1 protein-coding gene is annotated in these 393 nt (G+C 70.0%); it reads right to left on the bottom strand.

What is annotated here, in order from left to right; genetic code table 11:
- The coding region (locus tag NBZ83_RS32720) for an HNH endonuclease signature motif containing protein (protein ID WP_261576578.1) at positions 1–393 on the bottom strand (393 nt) is incomplete at both ends.

The following is a 393-nucleotide window of genomic DNA, read 5'->3' as shown; positions in this document are numbered from 1 at the left end:
CGGTGAAGACGATGGTCCAGCCGTCGTGGTGGACCTGGCGGTGGTGGTGGCCGCAGAGCAGGGTGAGGTTGTGCAGGGCGGTGACCCCGCCGTGTGTCCAGTGGGTGACGTGGTGTGCTTCGCACCAGGAGGGTGGCCGGTCGCAGCCGGGGAAGCTGCATCCTCGGTCGCGGGCTACGAGCGCGCGGCGTAGCTGTGGGGGGACGACCCGGGTGGATCGTCCGACGTCGAGGGGGATTCCGGCGGGGTCGAGGATGATCCGGCTGATTTCGGCGTCGCAGCTGAGTCGGGCGAGGACGCTGCGGGGGAGCGGCAGTCCCCAGATGGTCAGGGCGGGTTGGGTGCCGGTGGCGAGCAGGGTGTTCCAGTCGATGGTGACGGTCAGATGTGGGC

This window comes from Frankia gtarii (genome assembly GCF_025403375.1).
GTDB lineage: Bacteria > Actinomycetota > Actinomycetes > Frankiales > Frankiaceae > Frankia > Frankia gtarii.
Note: the sequence above shows the minus strand (reverse complement) of the source record. Positions and strands in the feature narration are given on the sequence as shown.